The sequence below is a fragment of the Clostridioides difficile ATCC 9689 = DSM 1296 genome (genome assembly GCF_001077535.1).
Classification (GTDB): domain Bacteria; phylum Bacillota; class Clostridia; order Peptostreptococcales; family Peptostreptococcaceae; genus Clostridioides; species Clostridioides difficile.
Map to the genome: position 1 here is coordinate 3383869 of NZ_CP011968.1, position 21833 is coordinate 3405701.

Genomic DNA, 21833 nt, shown 5'->3' on the forward strand with positions numbered 1-21833 from the left:
ATAATTGTATTTTAGTTGAATAACTCTCCTTTAAAAGCTTTTTGCATTAATGAGTTAAAGTTGTCTTCTAGTTCTTTTAAGCTAGTTTCCATTTCAAACTTCAAAGAGTTTACTTGTTTAACGAAGTTGGCAAATTGATTTTGAAGTCTAATAGGAGGTACAATAATATTTATTTTTCTAACAGCATCTTTAGTTATCGTTTTTGTTACAGCTCCTCTTACTTTCTCTTTTATTTTACTTTCCATATAGGATGTTAGTAAAAGGTTATATAAGAATATATGATTCACTTTATCTTCATTAAATCTAAGCATAAATTGATTCATAGCTAAAGATACTGGTTTATTTAAAAATGGCATTAAATAAACTTTACCTGCACTACCTATCTTATTTATTATAACCTCACCACCAAACACCTTTGATTTTTCAAGATAATTATATGCATGTTCATCGATATACTTAACACCTTTTTCAAAGTTATTATTTTCTAAATCTGTAGTTCTTACCATTAAGGCATAACCTTTTGTATCTAAAAGAGTTACATTATCTCTTAAGGTTTCATAACTACCATTTGAATGATAATCAGTTAAAACATCTAAATATTTCCCTATTTCTGAAATTTCCCAGTTTTTTTCATTCTTTGATGGAGTACCAAACATCTCAATAAATCTTGATTTAACTAATTCATCCAATACTTCTATTTGCTCTTTTCTTTTATCTATTAACTCTTGAGCCTTGTCTAAAACACGCACTACCTTTTCTTGCACTTTTAAATTATACATGCGTATTTTTATATTAGCTAATCCTTCATTATTTAAAGCTGATTGTGTAGCACCTTTACTTAACCTATTTTTTTGATTTAGAAAATAACTACTATTTAAGTAATGGTATAAATATTGAGGCAATATTTCTTTTGATGGTTTTAAAACATAAAATCCAGTCGATACTATTATATTTTTATTAGTTTTATTAATAACTAATGTTTTCTTTGTGTCCTTCATTTTTGCAAATATAACTTCTCCTATATTTACAGTTTGATTTGCTCTAGAAGGTTTATTTTCATAAGTAACTATTTCTAGATTGCTTATCTTGTTAAAATCTAAGTTTCCAGTACTAAGATATGAGCGTTCTCCATCAAACTTTTTTACATTTTCCCCGCTTATACTAACAACATCTAAAATTTTTGCTTCATCAACCATACTCTACACCTCTAACATTCTTTCTAGTTCCTCTAATCCATCCACTATCTCTTTCTCTAACGCCTTAACCCTACCCATAATAACACTAGGAGCATCATAAACTACTTCTTCATACACTACCTCTTTATACTTATTAATAGATAAATCATACCCATTCTCTCTTATCTCTTCCACATCAACAAAAAAACTTTGCTCTGTTCTTTTTCTATCTACTTCACCATCAAGATTATCAAATCTCTTAATAATATCCTCTATATCACTATCCTTTATCTCATTTCTCTTATCATCCAAAGAATAACCATCAGCTTTCATATCATAGAACCATACCTTATCAGTTCCACCTGTTCCTGTTTTAGTAAATATCATTATAGCTGTAGATACTCCTGCATAAGGCTTAAACACTCCACTTGGCATTGATATTATAGCTTCCAATTTATGATTATCAACTATTTCTTTTCTTATCGATTTATGTCCACCTGTTGAACCAAACAATACTCCATCTGGCACTATACATGCGCATCTTCCACCAATTTTTAAAACTCTTAAAAAAAGTGCCAAGAATAATAACTCTGTTTTCTTTGTCTTAGTCACTTTTAATAAATCTGCTGACACTGCTTCATAATCTAAACTTCCCTTAAAAGGAGGATTTGCTAACACCAATGTAAACTTATCTTTATCTGTATTAACCTCCGATAAAGAATCCTTATACTCTATATTAGGATTGTCAACGCCATGCAACATCATATTCATAGCACCTATTCTAAGCATAGTTCTATCCATATCAAATCCATAGAACATACCATTATTAAAATGCTCCTTCAGCCCTTGCACTAAGAAAAGACTTGAATGATTATCCCTTAAGTATTGTTGTGATGATACTAAAAAACCTGCTGAACCTGCTGCCGGGTCTACTATAATATCTTCTGGTGTTGGTTTAATAAGTCTTACTATCATATCTATTATGTGTCTTGGAGTCCTAAATTGACCATTAGTACCTGCTGTAGCCACTTTGGATAATAAATACTCATACAAATCTCCCTTTGTATCTCTATCCTTACTTAATTCTAAATTACTAATACCATCAACTATTTTAGATAACATAAGAGGCGTAGGAATTTTAAATATTGCATCTCCCATGTACTTTGCATAAGCTGAGTCTTTATTTCCATGTAATTTTTTTATGAAAGGAAACACTTCATTTTGTACTATTTCATACATTTTTTCTGAATTTCCTTCATTAGAAAACTTACTCCATCTTAAATGTTGATGTTCATCATTAAATATCCTTTCAAAAGAAACTCCCAAAAGAGTTGCTTCTGCTTCATTTTTTGTTTCTACTTCATCCAATCCTTTAATAAATAAAAGATATGTAAATTGTTCTATAACTTCTAATGGATTAGTTAATCCACCAGTCCAAAATGTCTCCCAAATCTTGTCTACTTTGCTCCTTAATTCTCCTGTAATCATATATGACTTTCCCTCCAGTGTTCATAAAATAATTTAAATATATATTTTAGTCGTACGCCTTAATAGTTAGTGTCTTATGTTAAATCCAAGTTTTTACTACACAGTTATTAAATTATTTTTCCTATTTACATGTTTTAGTTAAAAAACTAATGCAATACTCTTATTTTATGATTATTATATATACCATACAAAATTATTTTATCATATATCCATCATAGAAGTCATCTACCTGGATAATTCTTACCATATTATAACTTTTTAATATTAATTTAAACTTAGAAAGAACTTTTTTATTTAATTATATCATCTTCCTTATTTCAAATTTCTCAATTACAATATTAATCAAAAAATAAAATAAGATGCTGTCTCAAAATAGATATAATCTTCTTTTTTATTGTCAGAATGATGAAAATATATTTAATTTCATACAAAAAAGAGTGCCTCATGAACTAAAAAGTTCATTTTGAGACACCCCTTAATTTAATCTTACTTATTCTTTCCCTTTATTATTAACACTTCACTGTCTCTATTGCTTTTCCTACACATCCACAAACTTCCATCCTACTCTTAACAAAATCTTTAACTGACTCTAAACCTTTTTTACCATATTTCTTAGGGTCAATTACCTCTGGGTCAGAATTAAGCACATTCTTAACTCCATTGCTATAAGCAATCCTTAATTCAGTTGCATAATTAACCTTGCAAATCCCTCTTTTTATAGATTCCTTAATAACTTCATCTGGTATTCCAGACCCACCATGTAATACTAATGGAACTGATACAACATCTCTAATTTCAGATAATCTATCTAAATCAAGCTTTGGCTCTCCCTTATATAATCCATGTGCCGTACCTATTGCTACTGCTAAAGATGATACCCCTGTTCTCTCTACAAACTCTTTTGCTTCTAATGGGTCTGTATATGCTCCCCCATCACCACCATCTAAATCGTCTTCCTTACCTCCAACTTTACCTAATTCAGCTTCAACAGGTATATCTGAAGGCATACATGCATCTACAACAGATTTAGATATTGAAATATTATCTTCATAACTTTCATGAGAACCATCAATCATAATAGAAGTATATCCAACTCTAAGTGCCTGCATAGCTAGTCCAAAGCTTGAACCATGGTCTAAGTGCATTGCCACAGGAACACTTGCCTTCTCTGATGCTACCTTTACATTCGCTAAATAATAATCTAGTCCTGCATACTTTATTGTTGAAGGTGTTGTTTGCAATATTACTGGTGATTTAAGTTCTTCAGCAGCCTCTATTACTGCCATAACCATCTCCATATTTTCAACATTAAATGCACCTACTGCATAATGCCCTTCTTGTGCATCTAATAATATTTGTTTAGTTGTCACTAATGCCATAATTTCTCCTCCTATATGTTTATACTGATTTAATTTCTTCGTTATTTAATTTTGATACTATTTCTCTACTTGTTTTGCTATTTAATAACTCATTTAAAAATTCTTCATTCATTAATTTTGAAGATAGTTGAGATAATGTTTTTAAGTGTAAATTATCACCATTATCTGTAGCTGCTATCATAAATATAATATGTGCCAAGCTTCCATCTTCTGATTCAAAGTCAAACCCTTCTTTTGATACACCTACTGCTACACGTGGTACCTTTACTGCATCTGTTTTTGCATGTGGTATCGCTATCCCCATACCAAAACCTGTAGATGATATTTCTTCTCTTTTAAGGATTTCTTCTTTAAACTTCTTTTTATCTAAAAGAACACCAGATTTATCAAGTATTCCAATCATTTCATCAATTACATCTGTTTTATTTTTTCCCTTAACATCTAAAATTACTGTTTCTTCGCTATATAAAGAGATATTATTAGATACGTTTTCCGATTCTGCACTTTCATTTTTATGTTCATCTTTTGTTGCATTTGTATTTTCTATAGTATTTTTCTCATTTACTACTTTAGGTGTAACCATCATATAAAGTACAGCACCTACTAATGAACCTACAAATATACACCCTACCCATAAAAGTGGCTTATTGACTAATCCTAGAACCAAAAACCCTCCATGTGGAGCTGGTACTTCTATTTTCATTATATAAGTTAAAATTGATGATATTGATGATGCAATCATAAGTACTGGCAACACTTTTAATGGATTTTTTGCTGCAAAAGGTATTGCCCCCTCTGTTATATGAGTACTACCTAGTATATAATTGATTAATCCTGCTGCTCTATCTTCTTCTGTAAATCTATTTTTAAATAAAGTAGATGCTATTGCTATTACCAATGGTGGTGTTATACAAGCTGCAGATACACCTGCCATAAATAAATAATTTCCCTGTCCTAGAAGCATAGTTCCAGTTACATATGCTGCTTTATTTACTGGACCTCCCATATCAAATGCTGACATACATCCTATTACTATTCCCAAAATTATAGGGCTTGAATTTTGTAACCCCGATAGAAAGTTCATCATAGCATTGTTAAGTGCTGAACATGGCCCACCAAGTAACAACATTGCTACACCCACAAGACCTACGCTGACAATAGGAATTATAAAAATCGATTTAAGACCTTCTAATTGTCGTGGTAATTTTCTTAACAAATGTACAAATAGTTTAACTAAGTAACCTGCTAAAAATCCTGATATGATTCCACCTAAAAACCCCGAACCTGTATCAAATGATATCATTCCTCCAACAAGTCCTGCCAACATACCAGCTCTTCCCGATATAGATTGAGCTATAAATGCTGCCAATACAGGAACCATCAAGTTCATAGAATATCCACCAACAGATTTTAATGTAGCTGCTATTTGATTATATTGTTCTGAATTTGGGTCAAATGAATAAATCCCCCATAAAAATGATATAGCAGTAAGTACTCCACCTGCTACTACTAAAGGTAACATGTGAGATACACCATTCATTAAGTCTTTATACAACTTTTGACCAAACGATAAGTTTCCTTCTTCTGCAATTTTACTGCTTGATAAGTTTCCTTTTCTAATAGCTACTTTTCCATCAATACATCTTTGTATAAGTTCATTAGCTTTATGTATACCTTCTTTGACAGGTACTTCTATTACTGGCTTTCCATTGAATCTGTCCATATCAACATTTTTATCACAAGCAACTATTATTGCATCTGCCATTTCGATATCTTTTGCTGTTAACTTATTTTCTACACCTATAGCTCCATTCGTTTCAACTTTTATGTCACACCCTAATTCCCTGGCTGAATTTTTTAATGCTTCTTCTGCCATAAAAGTATGAGCTATTCCAGTTGGACAACCTGTTACCCCTAGAATCATTTTCTTTCCCATTTTTATACCACCTTTCTGACTCTTATATTTTTTATATAATCTTCCACATTCTCCAAATTACCTATACCATTACTTTCAGCCACACTTGCTCCTGTTGCTGCTGACCTTTTTAATGCTTCTTCAATATGTTCTGGATTTTCCAACCATATACTTAAAAAAGCAGCTAATGCAGAATCACCAGCACATGCAGAGCTGACTACTGTAACTGGTTGAGCACTAGCATAATAAATTGATTTTCCATTATAAAAATAAGAACCTTTTTCTCCTAAAGTTAGCAATATATTTTGAGCACCTTTTAAATGTAGTAATTTAAGTACATCCTTAATATCTTCTTCATCTCTTACAATAATTCCAAATATATCTTTGATTTCTTCATCATTTGGTTTTATCAAATATGGATTATACTGTAGTAACTCCTTTAATTTTGGTGAACTTATATCGAGTATTGTCTTTATACTTTTATTTTTACAAATTTTAAATATATCCTCATAGTAATTATCATCAATACCAGGAGGTAGACTTCCACTTATTGATAAGTAACTTATATCTGCTAATGACTGTATCTTATCTAGCATATCTAGTTTTTGTTTTTCATTTACATATGACCCAGAGTTTACAAATTTAAATTCATCACTTCCATCATTTAAAAATATATTTATACGAGTTGTATCTTCTACCCAAGTAGGCAATACGTCAAATCCTCTCTTTTCGCTTTCTTCAACTATATATTTTCCTGAAAATCCTCCAAAAAATCCTAATATCTTAGATTCTATACCATAATGACCTAGTACAAAAGTTACATTTAATCCCTTTCCATTAGGAGAATATACAGCATTTGATGTACGATTTACTAATTTTCTCTTTATCCCATTAGTAGATATATTCATATCTATTGCAGGATTTGTAGTTAATGTATATATCATTGTCTTCCCCCTTGCTTGTGCTGTGTATGTTTTCATTATAATAAAAAAGTCTATGAAAATCTTTTCACAAATAGAAAATCGATTTTCATAGACTTTTCAATTTAATTTTCAGAATTATTATATCTGACCATATAATCTATAATTATCCTAGATATAATATACAAGGGCAATCTGGAAGATACTTCATATTCAGAAATTGATATATGTTCATGTTTGTATCCTACAATATATAAATCCGAATACTTTATAAGTTTTGCACTTTCACTACAACAGCAAGTTATAACCTTAGCTCCAACTAAATTGGCATTCTGTGCTGATTCTACAAGCTCTATGGTATTTCCATTCAATGAAAATATAATTATAAGTTCATCTTTTTTTATTGATTTAGATTTTATTTTCATTATGTTGGGGTCATTTATAAAAACAACATTAAAATCAAGTAATTGCAATTTAAGACTAAACTCTTTTGCTACATATTCAGTAAGCCCTCTTGCTAAAATATATATCTTACTAGATTTATTTATAGTTTTTATTATATTGATTAGTGTAGTTAAAGATATTTGTTCTATAACTCTCTGTGCTTCTATAAAGGATTTATTTATTATATCCCCCATATTTTGTATATCATCATTTTCATCTTTTACTGTTAATCTATACCTAAGTTCATTGAATCCATTTAAACCGCATTTTCTAATTGCTCTTGAAACGGTTGCTGGAGATGAATATGTTTCATGAGCAATCTCTACTATAGATAATTCTGGTAATATTGATTCATTTTCATTTATAAATTTAATTATTTCAAGTTCCGTCTTCGTTAGATTTTCAGAATTACTTTTGTTTAGCTCAATTATCATATGTTATCTCCCCTTATATAAGTTTTATTTGTCTAAATTTATCGAGTAATATAATATATTACCTCTTAACTACTTATTTTTATATACAATTAAGATTTAGTCAATGTCTATATATGTAAATTTATAATATAATAATTTTTTGCTTAAAGTTTATTATGTTATCTTATAGCATTTTAAAATAAAAAAGAATTGTACCTCTACCAAAATTTGGATGAAGTACAATAGATATTCCTCATACTGATATGTTTATGATTAAAAGTATAAATATAAATTTCGCTATGAATCATATAATTAATAAATCATTTTATTTACAATTATAACCCCCCTTATAAAACTATATTAATAATATATACAGTATTTATAAGGGGGGTTGTTTATATTTAAAAACTATTTACTTTTCTCTTAATTCTTCTCCATTAGTTCTTATTACATTTTGATACCAATAAAAACTATCTTTTTTATAACGTTCTTTACTTCCATTTCCATTGTTATCTATATCCACATATATAAATCCATATCTTTTTTCCATTTCTTGAGATGAACAACTTACTATATCTATTGGCGACCACATACAATAAGCTAATATTTCGGTTCCATCAGCTATAGCTTCACCTATTTGTTCTATATGTTTTCCTAAATAATCTATTCTGTAACTATCATGAACTTTTCCATCTTCAAATTTATCATGCATTCCAAATCCATTTTCAGCTATCATTATTGGCTTTTGGTATCTATCATAATATTGAGATAAAGTATTGTATAATCCTTTTGGGTCAATTGCCCACCCCCAAGGATTTGCTTTTAAATATGGATTCTTTATATTATCAGTTGGATTCATGGTGTTTTTACTTGCTGATACTGTTGTAGAATAATAGTATGATAAAGCTAGAAAATCCATAGTATTTTCTTTTAAGATTTTATCATCTCCTTCCTCTATAACTATATTTATGTTATTTTCTTTGAAAAATCTCTTAATATAGACTGGATACTCTCCCCTAAAACTTACATCAGTGAAAAAATATTGTATTCTATTTCTTTTTAAAGCAAACACCACATTTTCAGGGTCGCAATCTTCTGGATAAGATGTACAATCTGCCATCATCATCCCTATCATCATATCTGAATTTATTTCTTTTCCAAGCTTCTTAGTTAAAGCTGTAGCCATGAATTGATGATGAATAGCTTGATATTTGGCCTCTTCTACATCATCTACCTGGTCTACACAAAATGCAACTGAATTAAATGATTCATAATGTATTAAATTTATTTGATTTATAACTATCCAATATTTAACTTTATTTTTATATCTATTTAGTATTAATTCTGCATATCTAACAAAGAAATCTACCACTTTTCTATTAGACCATCCTTTATATTTTAATACTAAATTCAAAGGAGTCTCATAGTGAAGTAGTGTTACAATAGGTTCCATACCATTATCTATTACTTCATTTATAAGATTATCATAAAACTTTAATCCCTCTTCATTAGGCTCTAAATCATCTCCATTTGGAAATATTCTAGCCCAATTTATTGAAAATCTAAAACACTTTAACCCTAGCTCTTTCAAAAGCTTTAAATCTTCTTTGTATGTATGATAAAAGTCTATTCCACTACGCTTAGGATAATATCCATTATTATCTTTCATAGCAAACTTTATTCTTTCTATAGTCATATCAGACTCATAAGGTTTAGATATATCTCTATCTTTATCATACATATGTACATCAGCTAAACACCAACCTTTGCCACCTTCATTCCATGCACCTTCTAATTGATTAGCTGCTACAGCTCCTCCCCATAAAAAACCTTTAGGAAACTTACCCAATTTAATCACTCCTTATTTTATTTATTTAAATCATTTACTATTATTTACCTTATATTCTATAGACTTTACTATTCCTACTAAAGACATAGTTATATTTAACTCGCTGAATATGGTCATAAGAGTATCTTGAGCATGTGCAAATAACAGCGAATGTGCTCTTTTCTCTCCATCAGCTTCCCCTTGTATAATCTTGGTTTGAGCTCTATGTGCTTCTGTCATAAACCCTTTTGCTTTAGCTAGTTTTAAATCAGCATTTCTATAATCAAACTTTTCCAAATCATTAAGAGCATGTTTAATTTCTGTTCTAGCCTCACCTGCACGAAGTATTATTTGCATTGCCACCTCTACTAATTCTTCATCTATTATATGTTCTTCAATTGTCATATTTATAATTTCCTTTCAATTTCTAAATTTAAACCTCTTGGCTCTCTAATTTTATCTCTTCTTTCTCATAAGCTTTAAAAAATGGATACCATATCATAAATAGCAATACTATATTTATTGCTAAAACAATAAGACCTCTAACATCTTGATTTACCATAAAAGTAGATATACCAAAAGGAACATACCATAAATTAAACACCTTACTTGGAATTGTAACAAATCCCATACTCATTGATAAATAAGTAGTTATTGATATTACTATTGTACCTATCCACATAGGTAACATTAAAAATGGGTTCCATGCCACTGGAGCTCCAAATATTACTGGTTCATTTATATTCATTATAGAAGGGACAATACATGCTCTTCCTATTGCTTTTATTCTTCCAACTCTGGATAAACACATCATTATAACTAATGGTAATGTAGCACCCAACCCTCCTAAAGTTATCCAACCTGTTTGAATAACTTCGTAAACATATATATTAGTTGCTACTCCTCCTGATGCTACTGCTGCTGCATTAGCTGCAATTGCACCAAGTTGAATTGAATAAGTTATAGGGGATAGTACCCACCCACTTATTCCTAAAGAATATATAAATACTACTAAAAAGTTTAAGAGTACAAATCCAGGTAATGTCTGTGCTATATCTGATACTGGTTTAAATACTCTAACTATTATTTCAAACATGTCAAAGTTGAGTCCATAAATTAATCCCCAGCCTACAAACATTATCACTGTTATAGGTAACATATTATCAAACCACTTGCTTACAAAATCCGGAAGTGCTGAATCTTCTCCGAAAAATGAAAAAGAACCAAATAAGGACATTATTAATCCAGAGAATAATCCTGCAACTAGCGATACAAGCATTCCTTCTCCTCCAAACCTGTTGAAGTTAAATATAGCTCCTTCATTCGTAATCTCTGGACGAATCATCATTAACATTAATCCAGCACCTGCAAGACCAGCGACTACACTCATACTTTCAAATTTCTTATTCTTCATTATTTCCATAGGCAATAAAAATGCTATAAATAATCCTAAAAGTCCAAATGTATATTGATTTATTGGACTTAAATCAGGTAAAAAGCTTATGTAATTCTTCAAGACAGAAACTATAGTTACTAATGAGCCTACAAATACCATTGGCAAAACTTTCATTATAGTTGATTGAACTGATTGTACCCATATATTCTTAGTCATATTATTTACAACAGGAGTAAATTTTTCACTTAAAAAATCTATAAATTTATTCATAAACACTCTCCCCATAAATATTTTATTTGTTTGATATTAGTTCTAGTGCTTCTTCCAAAGCCTTTGCACCATCTAGTCTTCCATATGCAGTTTTAGATATACATGCTACTGGAACGTTATATTCATTAGCCTTTTGTTGAATTTCTTCCTTCATATAATCTAAATGTGGTCCTAGTAATAAACAATCTATTTCTGATAAATACTTATCTATCTCTGACTCACTTCTCGCTTTTATATCTGCTTCTATACCTTTTTTCTTTGCACTCTTTCTCATACTAGTTGCCATAAAACCTGTACTTGCTCCTGAACCACACGCCAAAAGCACTCTTATATTTTTCATAATAATACCTCCAATATTTTTATCCATTAATTTATTTCTTAATGAACTTTTTATTTTATTATGTTTATATTGTACTTACCAAATAAGTTCATTTCACATAAATATATTTCCTAATAATAGGAAATCAGTTACTCTTAATTAAACATATTAATATAGTATAATGTATCTTATAATACGTACATTCAATTATATAATTATCATATCATCCAGATTTTATTTTAAAACTATGCGAGGGAATCTAATGAAAACATCTAAAAAAGAACTATTTTTAAATTTCATAAAAACACAACATGATTGGATAGATTCATCTACATTGGCTAATTATCTTAATGTCTCAACGCGTTCAATTAGAAAATATGTAAACGAAATTAATTCCAATGGTGAATTTATATTATCCTCTAAAAAAGGATATAAAGTAAATCTCAATAATAATTGTCAAACCAAGGTTGATAGTTCAGAAAATATATCACCTGATAACAGGTTAAATTTAATTTTAAAAGAACTTATAGTTAATAGTAATGGAATTAATATATTTGATTTAAGTGAAGAATTGTTTGTTAGCCCAGCTACTATTGAAGGGGATATAGTCAAAGCTAATAAATTTATAGGAAGTTATAATTTAAAGATAAAGCAATCGAAATTTTTATTGAAACTAATTGGAAATGAGTCTGCAAAGCGCAAATTAATGAGCTCTATAATATTTAAAGAAACGGGAAGTGATTTTTTAAGCTTATTTGATGTACAAAAAATATATCAAGAGTATAATTTGACCAAACTGAAAGAAAATATAATATATATATTAAAAAAATACAATTTGTTTATAAATGAGTATGCTATAAATAACATACTTCTTCATTTAATGATAACTATAGACAGAATAAAAAAGAATAACTACATAGAATCTGTCGAAGTAGTAAACTACATAGATAATAATAATGATATAAGCATTTCAAGAGATATATCAAATTTTTTAGAGTCTGAATACAATATAACTTTAACTAGTGCAGAATTATACTACTTAGTATTTCAGTTAACAAACAAAACCACAGTCTTAAATTATCATGAAATGGATACTAAGTCATTGCCAAATTATATAGATGATCACTTTGTTAAATTAACTAAAAAAATAATTAAAAATGTATATGACTTATATCTTATAGATTTATCTGATGAGGAATTTGTTGTAAAATTTACTCTTCATGTAAAAAATTTAATCAGTAGAGCCAAAAATAATCAAGTTTTAAGAAATCAAATACCTCAAAAGTTAAAAGATTCCTACCCTTTGATATATGATATATCTGTTTATATTTGCAATCAGATTCAAACTTTAGAAAATGTAGATATAGACGAAGATGAAATATCTTATATATCTCTTCATGTAGGTTCATTCTTTGATAGACAAAAATTATTAGAAGATAAAGTTCTATGTGCATTAATTACTCCAAATTACTATGATTTACAATTCAAAATAGTAAGAGACCTCGAGAAGAGATTTAATGAATCCATAGAAATTATTCAGATTTTTTCAGATACTCATAATCTTGATTTTGACAATAAGGTAGACATGGTTATTACTACTTTACCAATTAACGATAGATGCCCTATACCTTTTGTTTATGTAAATCCTTACCTAAATAGAAAGGATTATGATAATATCCAAAGTAAATTTATTCAGATTAAAGATAAAAAAAATATACTTACTGTACAAAATCATTTAGAAATGTACTTTAGTGAATCTTTGTTTATGAAAAATATATATTTAGATAGTGCTAAAGATTATATAAAATTTATGGGAAATATTCTGTACGAAAATAAATATGTCAAACCCAATTATATAGATGATGTTCTTATAAGAGAAAAAATGTCTTCAACTGCATTTAATAACAATGTAGCAATTCCTCATAGCATGAAAATGGATGCTTTAAAAACTGGAGTATGTTTAATTGTTAACGATAAACCAGTTAAATGGGGTGAGGAAAAAGTTCAGATTATAGCTATGATACCTATAAATGAAAAAGAAAAAGAAAAATTCAATTACATATTTGAAAGCTTTATTGAAATATTATCTGAGTGGAATAATGTTAAAGAACTTACTAAGGCAGATAACTATAGTAGTTTTATGAATAGAATAGCTTATCTTATTCAAAATATCTAAATCCGTTAATTTATTTCCAATATATGTTTCTTAAGTTATTAACATAAAATAGATAAGCTGTCACACTAAAAAGTCTAAATTAATATGTGACAGCTTTTTACCTAATATACCTTGTTTTAATACTACATATTTTTTGACTGTTGTATACTAGTTATAAGATTGAATATTTGTGTTGTTGTAGATGTCATATTCTCACTAGCAGTTGCTTTATCCATTGCTTCTTCTATTGTCATAGCTCTATTTACTATAGAAAAATAAGCATCTATACCCTCTTCATTACATTTAACTGCATCTTCTGTTGTGGCTCCAGCCAAACCTATTACTTTTACCCCATATTTTTTTGCCAGTTTTGCAACTCCTATTGGAGCCTTGCCCATAGCAGTTTGATTGTCCAATCTACCTTCACCAGTTATGACAAAATCTGCATCTTTTAACTCTTCCTCTAATTTAATTTCTTCTAATATTATTTTTATTCCAGATTCTAATTTTGAATTTAAAAATGCTAAAAAAGCAAAACCTAATCCTCCTGCTGCTCCTGCTCCTTCTACATTAGCTACATCTTTACTTAAGTAACTTTTAACTACTTTGGAAAAATTTCTAAGCCCATTATCTAACTCCTCAATTATTTCTGATGTTGCACCTTTTTGAGACCCGTATATGTATGCAGCTCCATTTTTCCCAAACAGCGGATTATTTACATCACAGGCTATTTTAAACTTACATTCATCTAATTCCTTTAATCTATTTTCTATTTTTATATGTCTTATTTCATTTAAAACTTTTCCACCTAATCCTACTAACTTGTTATTTTCATCATAAAACTCAAACCCTAAGGCTTGAAGCATACCTATCCCAGCATCATTAGTAGCACTTCCACCTATCCCAACTATAAAATTTCTATAGCCTTTATTTATTGCTTCTTTTATTATTTCCCCAACACCATAAGTTGTAGTGTATAAAGGATTTCTAAGTTCAGTCGGAACCAATGTTAGTCCTGATGCTTGAGCTATTTCTATTATTGCTGTACTTGTATTTTTTAATAATCCATATGTTGCATCCACTTTTTTAGCTATTGGTCCAGTAACTTCTATAGTCTCTTTTTTACCATTCATCCCTTGAACTAAAGCATCTACTGTCCCTTCACCACCATCAGCAAGTGGCAATATCTTTACTTGCGCATCTTCTTTAACCTTCAATATCCCCTTTTTTATTGCATTTCCTGCCTCTATTGAAGATAAGCTTCCTTTCAAAGAATCTATAGAAATTAATATTTTCATACTTATCTACTCCTTTTTATTACTCCTTATTTTAAACATATAATTTTATAAGCTTAATTTATCTTTTATTTTATACTCTACATCTCTCTTTGTATACAACTTATACCATTAATATTCTTTTATCTTATAAAAAGGGAGTGTCTCAAAATAAATTTCTTAGTTCATGAGACACTCTTTTTGTATAAAATCAAATATATGTTTATTATTTCAACAATGATAAGGAGGATTATCTCTATTTTAAGACAATTCCTTTTTAGCACTATTTAACCAATATAGTTTTAACTTGGTTCATTAAGCACTCTACATTTACAAAGTTATTATCTATTGATATAGATTCTAATTCTTTTTCATTTAGGTTAATCCATTTAGCTGTTTTAATATTTTTGTTAAATACTATGTTAGCTGATTTTGTTTCTTCTTTAGAATTGTAAAATCTAACTACTAATGCCTCTTGTTTTTCAGCCTTTTTTACAACACTTAACACAAGGTCCTTATTAGTTTCCTTAAGTAAACTATATGAATAATCTACTTCTATTTCTGATTGATTCAATTTCATAGCATTATATGGCATTTTATTATAAGTTTGTATTTTTGTTAAATACTCTTTAGCCATATTTGCAACATTTGCTTCTAGTGTAGATTTTTCATGAGTAACTATTGCTAAGTCTATTTTTATATCTCCTATCATTTGAGAATCTGGAGTAGGCAACTTTATTCCTGATGGACGACCTGGGCGTCTTGCCATTTCTTCTTTACCTAGGAATCCTACACTTCTAAATAATGTTATAGCTATTGTGTCAAATTTTTCCCCTACTATTTCAAACTCTCTTGTACTGTTTGTAAGAACAGCTACTCCATGCTCTTTGTCAGACAATCCAACGAATGTTAGCATTGGATATATAGAATCTGGTCTTTCACTCCATTCTTCCTGTTGCCAAACTTCCATAGCATCATCATACACACTTCTCTTTATATGTCCAAACTGATTATCAGACACAGAAAACTTTGAAGCTATATTTGTTGGTATATAAGTTCTAACCCTACAATCTCTTGCTTGGTTATTTATGTTGAATACTACATCTATTATAGCTTTATCATTTGGAACATTTATAACTATATCAAAGTCAATAAATGAATCTGCTCTATTATTTTTTCTAGCTTGTATATCTTTTGGTACTTTTAATCTATAATTTATCTTTATCTCATTATTAAATCTATTTTTCTTTATAGTGGAATTTGCTACTATATTATCGTTAAATATTAATTTCTCATTTGGAAGTGGTGAAAAATCATACTCATCTCCTTCATCTCCTCCATTTTCCATCAATAATACATTTTCAAAAGTTTTATTTAATTTTTTATCAAATATCTTTAATGTCCCGTTTTCATTAACTTGAATAGTATAAAAGTCATTATCTACCATGTCACATACTTCATAAGCTTTTTCTAACATATGTCCAATTTCTTTTATCATATACGCCTTATACCCCATTGCAGGTATTTTATCTTTAAAGTTTATTGTATATACCATAAATGAATCATAGTTTCCATAATGAACAATTTGACGGTCTATTAATCCTGCATCTATTACTTCTTTATGTACCACTTCAAAATCCAACTTATTATTATCTTTATCAAATATTTCAAATGCTTTCATTTTAGTTATAACTTGGGCGTTCACTATTTCATTCCTATCGTAAGGCATTAAGTTAAATGCTACTAACTTATCTAAAGCCATTTCACAACTCATTGCATCAACTATTCTTCTTTTGTAAAATGTTATTAATTGGTCTACTTTTTCCTCAGCTAAGAAAAATCTATTCATTATTTCATGGTGAACTTTATCTGAACAACAACATCCAATGCTGTCATGAGCATGATTTTTCATTATTTCTTTCCAAATTAACTCTATTAATCCATGATGATATTCAAATCCTAGAGAATATGCAATAGAAGCTAGTGGCTCCAATATGTTGGTTATCTTTGATTCTATTCTAGCATTTGCTGATTTTATATCCATTCTTGTTGAGAATATACTTCTATGAACCCTCATATATTTCCCATCTAAAAATTCCCCTTTTATTGTATCTATATCCTCATTTTTTTCTAGCTCTTTAAATATGTTTTCATATCTACTTAAGAAAAATTTTCTCTCTGGATAACATTCTTTTAATTTATATATAACTTCAAATATATTCTTTTGAATTGGCATCTGGTCATGTCCATTTGGAAGTATTATATGGTCAGTAGTTGCACCCTTATCAAGAACCGGTAAATATTTATCCATTCTTGTTCTTAGCTCATCTTCATTCATTGGTAGATATTTTCCTATTGCATAACCTAATGGAAGTATTTGAACCAAAACAGAAGACCCATCATCACTCTTCCAATTAAACTCTGTTTTATTAGTTCCTTTTCTTTCAGAACATCCTCTCCAAAACATTGAGTATTTTATATCAAACCCATTTAGTATTTGTGGCATTTGAGCACTTTGACCAAATGAATCTGGTAAATATCCTATTTTCATATATTCTCCAAATTCATCACAATCTTTTATTCCATATAGTAAATTTCTAAGTATGGATTCTCCACCAACTACCATTTCATCAGTTTGAGTATACCAAGGACCTATTATTAGCCTTCCTTCTTGAACTAATTTTTTTATTCTCTCCTTACATTCAGGCTTAACTGCTAAATAATCTTCTAATATAGCAGTTTGACCATCCATCACATAATATGGATAGTTATGATTATTTTCTAACATATCCATTATTTCTTCCATATTATTTACAAGTAATATTCTAGATTCCTCAGTTGAGAAGTACCATTCTCTATCCCAATGCATATGAGGAACTATGTGTACATTTTTTTTCATTGCTTATCCTCCAAAACTTATCTGATAATATTTTCTGTCTAATTAAAAATCCAATAAAAATACTACTGAGTTTACAAAATTTTTTAATATTTATTTTATCACTATAATTAAACCTTTGATTTAAATATCTAATAACGTATCTTTTTATGTATCTTTCTTTGATTTTTTTGTTTCCTAGTTATTATTAATAATATTGCTGATATTATAGCTCCAAGTACTGCCGCAAAGAACCATATTGATGCTATAATAAATCCTGACATACTTCCCTCTAAAAGCGCCAATGAGAATATCCCCGCTCCAGGCACTTGAAGACCTATATTGAAGAATGCTACTATAGACCCAGTTATGGCTGAACCAGCTACCAATGATGGTATAACACGGATTGGGTCCTCTATCATAAATGGTATTGCACCTTCAGTTATTCCAGCCAATCCTAATATCCAAGTTTGCTTTCCTATTTCCTTTTCTGATTCTGAAAATAAATCTCTGCCTAAAACAGTAGCTATTGTAACTCCAAAAGCTGAAACCATCTTAACTGATGCAAATATTGCATAAGGTATAAAATTTCCACTTGCTATTGCTCCTATTGCAAATGTATAGGCTGCTTTATTTATTGGTCCACCTAAGTCAAATGAAACCATAGCTCCTATTATTGCACCTAGTAGTATTGCATTTACTCCAGTCATCCCATTTAACCAATTTATAAGACCATTGTTAAGTGCTGCTACAGGCTTTCCTACTACAAATAACATCAATAAACCTACTACCAAAGAACCAACTACTGGATATACCCAAAAACTTACGAATCCAGCTAATGTGCCTTTGGCTGGTATATTCTTCTTTAAAAATTTTACTATATAACCAGCAAGTAAACCTCCTAACATACCTCCAAGAAATCCACTACCTATTAAATCAGCTGCTAGACCTGCTGCAAATCCTGGTCCAAGACCTGGTTTTTCAGCTAGTGAGTAAGACATATATGCTGATAATACTGGAACCATCAATGTACCTAACATACCTCCAGAAAGCTTTCTTAATTGCCATAACCAAGAACCTTCTTGGTTGTATAGTTCTTGTAGACCAAATGCTTGAGATGCTAATACTGCAAATGCAAGTATCATACCTCCTGCCACAATAAGTGGTATTATATGAGATACTCCTGTAAGTATTGCTGATTTTACATCTTTTTTCCATGATGATTTTTCACAATATGATATATCAGATGATTTTTCTATATAATCACCTTTACCTTGTTTTTGTGCTACTTCTAAAGCTTCGTATATTATTTCTTTTGCTCTTTTTAGTGGAGCTGCTACTGACGTTTTTATGTTTGGCAAATGTTCAAATCTTTCTGTATTTTTAGGTGCTACATCTGTTGCATATATTATTGCATCTGCCCTTTTTATTATATCTGGTGTATGAGGGTCCACCATACCATTAGCTCCTTGCTTTTCTACATACACATCCACACCGATTTCTTTACCAGCTTTAATTAATGCTTCTGCTGACATATATGTATGTGCTATACCTGCAGGGCATGCTGTTATTGCTAATATAATTTTTTTTGATTCATTTTGAATCCTAATCTCTTCTTTTATTTGTTCTTTCTTTTCTTTTATATCTAAGTTATTAAATAACTCTTTCTTAGTTTTTGAATTTAACAACATATTCATATAATCTTCATTTGACAGTCTAGTAACTAACTCAGAAAGTATTTGTATGTGTGTATTTCCACCTTCATTTTCTGGTACTGCTATTAAAAATATTATCTCTACTTTATTATTTGGGTCTACGCTTTCCCAATTTTCTATTGGTGTCTCTAAGGTCATAGCTGCAAATGCAGCTTCTTTAACTGACTTAGATTTTCCATGAGGAATTGCAAGCCCTCTTTCAAAACCTGTTGGAGATAAAGTTTCTCTGTACATTACAGCTTCTAAATATTCCTCATAAGATGTTAACTTGCCTTCATCATATAGCTTTCTTGCTAAGAACTTTATTGCGTCTTTCTTTGTTTTTATTTTTTGTTTTAAAAAAACAAGGTTTTCATTTGTGATTTTCTTAAATTCCAAAATTACGCCCTCCTTAAATCATTTAATGCTATGAATATAGCATAAAATAAATTATGAAAATGTTTTTTTGAAATTATACACACAATTTCTTCTTAAAAAATAAAGATTTGTGTATTTATACACAAATCTCTATCTTAACCAGTATTGTTCTATTATTGCTCTCATAATCATCATAATTGGAACCTTATCTGATATATTGTACCCATTTACTTGTTTAATTGTTGAATAGCAATATAAACTTATATCTGCAATTTGTTGCAATTGATTTTCACATATATGTGTTAGAGCTACTACCTTACAACCCTTATTAACTGCTGTCTTTGCTGCTTCTATAACTTCTTTCGTTTCTCCACTTAAACTAAGTGCAAAAAACATATCTTGTTCACCTAATTTTCCTATATCATGAAGTACTTCATGTCTTTGACTATAGTAAGTTATATTATCATGCCCACCTCTAATTTCTTTTACTAATATCTCACATAAAGGAATGTTTTGACCTATTCCATAAACTATAATACTCCTAGATTTTTGAATTATATCTGCTACTTTATTTATTTTTTCATAATCTATTAGCTCTAATGTCTTTTTTATATCTGATTCAAAACCATTTTTTGGCTCTTTATTCTCATTTTTTAACTCTTCTTTTAAATTATTTTTTAGTTGAGAGAAACCATCATACTCCATTTTTTTACATAGCCTAACTATGGTATTTGGGACAGTAAAAAATTTATCTGCTAAAGATTGTATTGATAATTTTACTATTTCTTCTTTGTTTTTTCTCATATATTCAATTATCATGTCTTCTGTATCTGTAAATTTATACTCATATTTTTTTGCTCTTTCATAAAATTCCATAGTTTCTCCTCCATCTATTTTATTATTCATAAGTAAAATTCAAAAATATTAGCTAAAATTTTCGTTAATATAATTATAATTTAATATTTTTAATTTATTAATGCATACTACTCTTTTTATTATACATAAAAAATGTGTACTTCCTATATTGATAGAGATGATTCAAGTTTTTATTTTGATACATCTCTATCAATATTTTTTTAGAAAATACACATTTTTTTCAAATACTTATTTTTAATTAAAACTTTAGGTAATCTATTCTTTATATATAATTATTAGACTTGAAAATATCTTTAAAATCAACCAATTCAATATTATTTCTTTTTAACCACATTTTAACTTCCTTATCACATAGCATTGCATGTTCATATACTCTCTCTTGAATAAGAGAAGATGATTTTATAAGACTATAATCTATAAATCCTGGATGAGTAACCATCAATGTTATATCTTTATCTAAATTTATATATTTTTCTTCAAATAATTTAACAAAAGATTTATTTAACTTGTAAAAATCATTCTGAGGATATTTACTTGGCATGCTAATACACGAATCTAAATAATAGGGACAACTTGGTATACCGTATTCTTTTGCAGCATCACACATTGCTGATATTGATACATCTTCTTCTATACCATGTATATCAATATACTCAGGCAATTTACTCATATACAACTTGTAAGTTTCAATTTGAGCACAAACTTCTTCATATACTTCTTCATAATTAAAAACCTCTTTACCTGTCAGTAGTTGCGTTCTTCTTATTTTGCTAGAAACAAATTTTCCACCTTCATCTAACAAATTCTTTATCTTAATATGTTCTTTGCAACAAGGTTCTCCTATTACTAAATTAACATGTAAACCAAAACATACATCATCATTTTTTACCATTTCTATAGCTTGTCTTGAAAAAGGCATATTCACCATGATTCCAGCACTTGTAACAATACCGTTCTTATAAGAAGATATTATCCCTAGTGTAACACCTTCTGAATATCCTATATCATCTGCCCTAACTACTAATTTCTTCATT

The 21833-nt window shown here is 29.1% G+C and carries 16 protein-coding genes; 1 reads left to right on the top strand and 15 read right to left on the bottom strand.

All coding sequences use genetic code 11. The annotated features are described in order from the left end of the window. Window positions 1–11: 11 nt before the first annotated feature. The 10 genes from CDIF1296T_RS15860 to CDIF1296T_RS15905 all read right to left on the bottom strand — a co-directional run bounded on the left by CDIF1296T_RS15860 (window position 12) and on the right by CDIF1296T_RS15905 (window position 11568). Window positions 12–1196 carry a restriction endonuclease subunit S gene (locus CDIF1296T_RS15860; RefSeq protein ID WP_003439948.1) on the bottom strand — a complete coding sequence of 395 codons (1185 nt, stop codon included), beginning with the start codon at window positions 1194–1196 and terminating at the stop codon, window positions 12–14. Window positions 1197–1199: 3 nt separating this feature from the next. After that, entirely contained in the window at window positions 1200–2663 is a 1464-nt protein-coding gene (locus tag CDIF1296T_RS15865; protein ID WP_003439950.1) for a type I restriction-modification system subunit M, read from the bottom strand. Window positions 2664–3172: 509 nt separating this feature from the next. Continuing rightward, the gene (gatY, locus tag CDIF1296T_RS15870) at window positions 3173–4042 is read right to left on the bottom strand and encodes a tagatose-bisphosphate aldolase subunit GatY (protein WP_003439953.1); all 870 of its coding nucleotides are present in this window, start codon (window positions 4040–4042) and stop codon (window positions 3173–3175) included. A 19-nt stretch (window positions 4043–4061) separates the two neighbouring features. Then, entirely contained in the window at window positions 4062–5978 is a 1917-nt protein-coding gene (locus tag CDIF1296T_RS15875) for a PTS fructose transporter subunit IIABC (protein ID WP_003439955.1), read from the bottom strand. Between the two features lie 2 nt (window positions 5979–5980). Then, window positions 5981–6901, bottom strand: coding sequence for a 1-phosphofructokinase family hexose kinase (locus tag CDIF1296T_RS15880; protein ID WP_009891391.1), 921 nt, complete (start codon window positions 6899–6901; stop codon window positions 5981–5983). A gap of 101 nt (window positions 6902–7002) precedes the next feature. Beyond that, window positions 7003–7755 carry a MurR/RpiR family transcriptional regulator gene (locus CDIF1296T_RS15885; RefSeq protein ID WP_003427244.1) on the bottom strand — a complete coding sequence of 251 codons (753 nt, stop codon included), beginning with the start codon at window positions 7753–7755 and terminating at the stop codon, window positions 7003–7005. Between the two features lie 391 nt (window positions 7756–8146). Further along, the gene (locus tag CDIF1296T_RS15890) at window positions 8147–9583 is read right to left on the bottom strand and encodes a glycoside hydrolase family 1 protein (protein WP_009898145.1); all 1437 of its coding nucleotides are present in this window, start codon (window positions 9581–9583) and stop codon (window positions 8147–8149) included. A 30-nt stretch (window positions 9584–9613) separates the two neighbouring features. After that, window positions 9614–9967, bottom strand: a complete 354-nt coding sequence (locus tag CDIF1296T_RS15895; RefSeq protein WP_009898147.1) for a PTS lactose/cellobiose transporter subunit IIA — start codon at window positions 9965–9967, stop codon at window positions 9614–9616. Between the two features lie 28 nt (window positions 9968–9995). Further along, window positions 9996–11228: a PTS sugar transporter subunit IIC gene (locus tag CDIF1296T_RS15900; RefSeq protein WP_009898150.1), complete on the bottom strand. Its 1233-nt coding sequence runs from the start codon at window positions 11226–11228 to the stop codon at window positions 9996–9998. 22 nt (window positions 11229–11250) lie between these two features. Next, a complete protein-coding gene (locus CDIF1296T_RS15905; RefSeq protein ID WP_009898152.1) occupies window positions 11251–11568 on the bottom strand; it encodes a PTS sugar transporter subunit IIB in 318 nt (105 codons plus the stop codon). Window positions 11569–11809: 241 nt separating this feature from the next. Between CDIF1296T_RS15905 and CDIF1296T_RS15910 the strand changes: the two genes are divergently transcribed. After that, on the top strand, window positions 11810–13723 hold the full coding sequence (locus tag CDIF1296T_RS15910) for a BglG family transcription antiterminator (protein ID WP_018112806.1): 1914 nt from the start codon (window positions 11810–11812) through the stop codon (window positions 13721–13723). A 122-nt stretch (window positions 13724–13845) separates the two neighbouring features. Here the strand turns inward: CDIF1296T_RS15910 and CDIF1296T_RS15915 are convergent, their stop codons facing one another. The 5 genes from CDIF1296T_RS15915 to CDIF1296T_RS15935 all read right to left on the bottom strand — a co-directional run bounded on the left by CDIF1296T_RS15915 (window position 13846) and on the right by CDIF1296T_RS15935 (window position 21832). Continuing rightward, on the bottom strand, window positions 13846–15000 hold the full coding sequence (locus CDIF1296T_RS15915) for a glycerate kinase family protein (RefSeq protein WP_009898153.1): 1155 nt from the start codon (window positions 14998–15000) through the stop codon (window positions 13846–13848). A 259-nt stretch (window positions 15001–15259) separates the two neighbouring features. After that, window positions 15260–17875 carry a mannosylglycerate hydrolase gene (mngB, locus tag CDIF1296T_RS15920; RefSeq protein WP_009898156.1) on the bottom strand — a complete coding sequence of 872 codons (2616 nt, stop codon included), beginning with the start codon at window positions 17873–17875 and terminating at the stop codon, window positions 15260–15262. Window positions 17876–18003: 128 nt separating this feature from the next. Then, complete coding sequence (gene mngA / locus CDIF1296T_RS15925; protein ID WP_009898158.1) at window positions 18004–19944, bottom strand: PTS 2-O-a-mannosyl-D-glycerate transporter subunit IIABC; 1941 nt, start codon at window positions 19942–19944, stop codon at window positions 18004–18006. Window positions 19945–20073: 129 nt separating this feature from the next. Continuing rightward, window positions 20074–20799, bottom strand: a complete 726-nt coding sequence (locus CDIF1296T_RS15930) for a MurR/RpiR family transcriptional regulator (RefSeq protein WP_009898159.1) — start codon at window positions 20797–20799, stop codon at window positions 20074–20076. Window positions 20800–21061: 262 nt separating this feature from the next. Beyond that, window positions 21062–21832 (bottom strand): ChbG/HpnK family deacetylase, encoded by a 771-nt coding sequence (locus tag CDIF1296T_RS15935; RefSeq protein WP_003439975.1) that lies wholly within the window; start codon window positions 21830–21832, stop codon window positions 21062–21064. Window position 21833: the final 1 nt, after the last annotated feature.

Excerpts from the sequence above, each read along its gene's own strand:
- CDIF1296T_RS15860 (WP_003439948.1), bottom strand. The coding sequence starts at position 1,196 with ATGGTTGATGAAGCAAAAATTTTAGATGTTGTTAGTATAAGCGGGGAA.
- CDIF1296T_RS15865 (WP_003439950.1), bottom strand. The coding sequence starts at position 2,663 with ATGATTACAGGAGAATTAAGGAGCAAAGTAGACAAGATTTGGGAGACA.
- gatY (WP_003439953.1), bottom strand. The coding sequence starts at position 4,042 with ATGGCATTAGTGACAACTAAACAAATATTATTAGATGCACAAGAAGGG.
- CDIF1296T_RS15875 (WP_003439955.1), bottom strand. The coding sequence starts at position 5,978 with ATGGGAAAGAAAATGATTCTAGGGGTAACAGGTTGTCCAACTGGAATA.
- CDIF1296T_RS15880 (WP_009891391.1), bottom strand. The coding sequence starts at position 6,901 with ATGATATATACATTAACTACAAATCCTGCAATAGATATGAATATATCT.
- CDIF1296T_RS15885 (WP_003427244.1), bottom strand. The coding sequence starts at position 7,755 with ATGATAATTGAGCTAAACAAAAGTAATTCTGAAAATCTAACGAAGACG.
- CDIF1296T_RS15895 (WP_009898147.1), bottom strand. The coding sequence starts at position 9,967 with ATGACAATTGAAGAACATATAATAGATGAAGAATTAGTAGAGGTGGCA.
- CDIF1296T_RS15900 (WP_009898150.1), bottom strand. The coding sequence starts at position 11,228 with ATGAATAAATTTATAGATTTTTTAAGTGAAAAATTTACTCCTGTTGTA.
- CDIF1296T_RS15905 (WP_009898152.1), bottom strand. The coding sequence starts at position 11,568 with ATGAAAAATATAAGAGTGCTTTTGGCGTGTGGTTCAGGAGCAAGTACA.
- CDIF1296T_RS15910 (WP_018112806.1), top strand. The coding sequence starts at position 11,810 with ATGAAAACATCTAAAAAAGAACTATTTTTAAATTTCATAAAAACACAA.
- CDIF1296T_RS15915 (WP_009898153.1), bottom strand. The coding sequence starts at position 15,000 with ATGAAAATATTAATTTCTATAGATTCTTTGAAAGGAAGCTTATCTTCA.
- mngB (WP_009898156.1), bottom strand. The coding sequence starts at position 17,875 with ATGAAAAAAAATGTACACATAGTTCCTCATATGCATTGGGATAGAGAA.
- CDIF1296T_RS15930 (WP_009898159.1), bottom strand. The coding sequence starts at position 20,799 with ATGGAATTTTATGAAAGAGCAAAAAAATATGAGTATAAATTTACAGAT.
- CDIF1296T_RS15935 (WP_003439975.1), bottom strand. The coding sequence starts at position 21,832 with ATGAAGAAATTAGTAGTTAGGGCAGATGATATAGGATATTCAGAAGGT.